This is a genomic window from Phormidesmis sp. 146-33, assembly GCF_052939515.1.
The window spans coordinates 1-2,983 of sequence record NZ_JBJPHU010000242.1 but is presented as its reverse complement, the minus strand read 5'-3'; the positions used below and the strand labels follow the sequence as shown (position 1 = coordinate 2,983).

Annotated in this window: 3 protein-coding genes; all 3 read left to right on the top strand. The window is 44.5% G+C overall.

Annotated features, from left to right (window positions below; genetic code table 11):
• Positions 1-842, top strand: an 842-nt coding sequence (locus ACJ2PR_RS35510; protein ID WP_446880585.1) for an ABC transporter substrate-binding protein, incomplete at its 5' end; no start/stop codon positions are given.
• 170 nt (positions 843-1,012) lie between these two features.
• On the top strand, positions 1,013-2,113 hold the full coding sequence (locus ACJ2PR_RS35505) for a glutamate--cysteine ligase (protein WP_446880584.1): 1,101 nt from the start codon (positions 1,013-1,015) through the stop codon (positions 2,111-2,113).
• A gap of 176 nt (positions 2,114-2,289) precedes the next feature.
• On the top strand, positions 2,290-2,983 hold a 694-nt coding region (locus ACJ2PR_RS35500), incomplete at its 3' end, for a sucrase ferredoxin (RefSeq protein WP_446880583.1).

The window sequence follows — 2,983 nt, the reverse complement described above, 5'->3', positions numbered from 1 at the left end:
TAGTTGCTTGTACTACCTCAAACGTCCAGCAGCCCCCGACGACACCCGTTTCGACGACAACACAAACCACACCGACTAGAGTTTCCAGGGTGGTTGCGCTCACTTCACTCTCCGCCGATATCATTCACCGCTTAGATAAAACTAAGTTGATCGGAATGTCAGGGAGCCGATTGCTCAGTCCAAATCCTGAGTTTGCTCAAGTTACCAAGGTTAGTGAGGGACGATCGCAGCCTAATCTAGAAAAAATCGTTGCTCTCAAACCAGATTTTGTGATTGGGGCTGCCGGATTTCATGATCCGATTGTCAACAGGCTCAAGTCAATGGGTATCAAAACTTTATTGACAAAAGTGGATAGTTGGCAATCACTCAATGAGTTAACGAGTGCGATCGCAGCTATTCTCCAGTCTGATCCGCAACCTTTACTAAAGCACTATCAGACTTTTATCGAACCGACAAACCAGCCTGCTTCCACCTTAGTTTTGGTCAGTCGTCAACCAATTCTTGCTCCCAATAAAACGAGTTGGGCAGGAGATTTACTAACTCAGTTTAGGACAAAAAATTTAGTTGCTGAGTTACAGGGACAAAGCCAATTTGGAGGATACATTACGCTTTCAGCAGAGAAGGTTTTGCAGACGAATCCAGAAGTGCTAATTCTAGTTGATACAGGTCAGGGAGAAGTCGAAAAATTTAAATCAGAACCTTTTTGGAGCAAGCTTAAAGCAACGCAAAACAATCGAGTTTATACATTTGATTACTACGGCTTGGTAAATCCGGGAAGTATCGATGCGATCGAGAAGGCCTGTACTCAGCTACAACAGATATTCAGCCAGAAAATACCCTGAGAACTTCTCAAATCTGCGTAAGCAAGTTGTGAACTAATCTCAAAAGAAGCGGCTTTGACGATGATTGCTCGGTCGCGGGGTGTGTTGGAAACCAAATGCTTTAATCGAGCAGTTAGCACTGTAGCTTAAAGCCGAATCAGATAAAAATAAGAGCAATTGGAGGTTGAATCATGTTTCAGTTTGGCATCGAACATGAAGTCGCTTTTCTTAACAAACACGGGAAGTTTGCTGATTTTTCTTGCACTCAATTTGCAGACTTTGATCAAATCATTCGAGCATTACCCATCTACTCAGAAGACTATGCTCATTTGCGAATTGGAGATGCTGGAATTAAGCAAAAACGTTGGTATATAGAAGGCTTTGAGCGATTTGCAAACTCTGAAAAAGTAATCGATTGTGTCCCTAAAGGGATTGAAATCAGAACGACGATTCACTCGACAATTCAAGGTGCGATCGCTGAGTTGTCTCATAGTTTTGATTTGCTGCGAGAGGTCTCTACAAAGTTTGGGTTCACGCCCGTATTAGTCAGTTTCAATCCATTTCATACTAGCTTTTCTCCTGACCCACCGCTCAATGAGTACGAGATTCAACGCAGAAAAGCCTCACCCGAAAAACAGACGGCAAATATTCCAATGCTCACTTATGGGCCAGATCTCAACCTTTCAAGGGTAGGCTTGTCCACCATTCGCTTAATTGATATTGGTAAAAAACTGACGTTTTACAGTCCTTATCTAGTTCCTTTTAGCTTTAGTTCTCCCTTTCGAGGAGGTAGTTGTTGGCGCGGACTTTCAGCCCGAACGTTTGAGCGAACTGGAGCTAGACCTTCAGTCATGGTTTTTTTAGAAAGACAACAAGATTTGATTAAAAGTACGCCCTCTCTCACCAAAATTGCTCGCCTCGCGGCGGAAGTAGGCAGAATTGAGTTTAAGGCGTTTGATAGCTGTGATGATTTTGGACTTTATGCGGCTCTTTTGGCTTTATTGAAAGGCTTGATTTTAGAGGACTCTCTGACAGGTCGCGCCACAATTCCTGACGCAAAACTTCACCAACAAGCCGCGATCGCAGGTTTTGACAGCCCAGAAATTTTGCTTCCAGCAATCCAGGTTCTAAACGCAGCAGAAGCAGCCCTAGAAGGCGATCGAGATGTCGATTTACTCATACCGTTGAGAAAGTCTTTAGAAAACCAAAAAACACCTGCACATAGACTGATTGATACCTACAAGCAGGTAGGCAGTATCGAGGCGGCACTCCAACAAACTTATGCAAATTAAATGAGAATATCTTGCATTAGTCTTGCATTAGTAGAGTCATTGAGCTAACCTTTTGGTTGAGGAAGAACACAATCGATCGTAGGCAATACGTTGAAGCATCAGGGTTGGACGGATGCCTGCATGACAGTAAGAGATTTTTTTAGCTAGAGATTCAGCAGAACCTCACAGGAGCGGCTATGAGCCAATTTTTCTGTGCCCAGATGTCTCGCGAATCGGGAGAAGACATCATCGGCAGCGCCCCAGACCATCTGATGTATGTGTTGATTGAATGCCCCTATCCCTGGGCTGCAAATGAGTTTGATTCAAAAGCAGTGCCTCCTAATCTAAAAGCGTTCGTGGATGACCTTAAACAGGCAAAGTTCCCGATTCGATTTCTACTATTTGTGGGAGAACGCCACGCGCCAACTCGGACACGAGTCATGATTTTTCGCAAACCTCAAGGTCTGAGCAGGGGGTATCATAAGCGGGAATTTGAAGTGGGTACGATCGAACAGGTTGCTCCACTCCTTCAGCAGTATTTGACGAATAAAGGCTTAGACATCGACTGCCAAGAGACAACCACTCAAGACATTTTTGTTTGTACTCATGGCAGCCATGATAAGTGCTGTGCAAAGTTTGGGCACCCATTTTATCGTCAAGCGTTAGCGACTATCAATCAGCTACAGATTCACACTCAGATTTGGCAGGTCAGTCACATTGGAGGACATCGATTTGCACCAACGATCGTGACGTTTCCAGACGGTCGATACTACGGCGCACTGGATAACGCAGCGTTTACGGCAATCATGCAGCGAACGGGAGATATTCAATATTTGCAGCAAGTCTATCGCGGCTGGGGAGTTTTGCCAAATCAAGTTCAGGTAGTCGAAA

Bases quoted from the DNA above. Each gene is read 5' to 3' on its own strand.
- ACJ2PR_RS35505 (WP_446880584.1), top strand. From the start codon at position 1,013: ATGTTTCAGTTTGGCATCGAACATGAAGTCGCTTTTCTTAACAAACAC.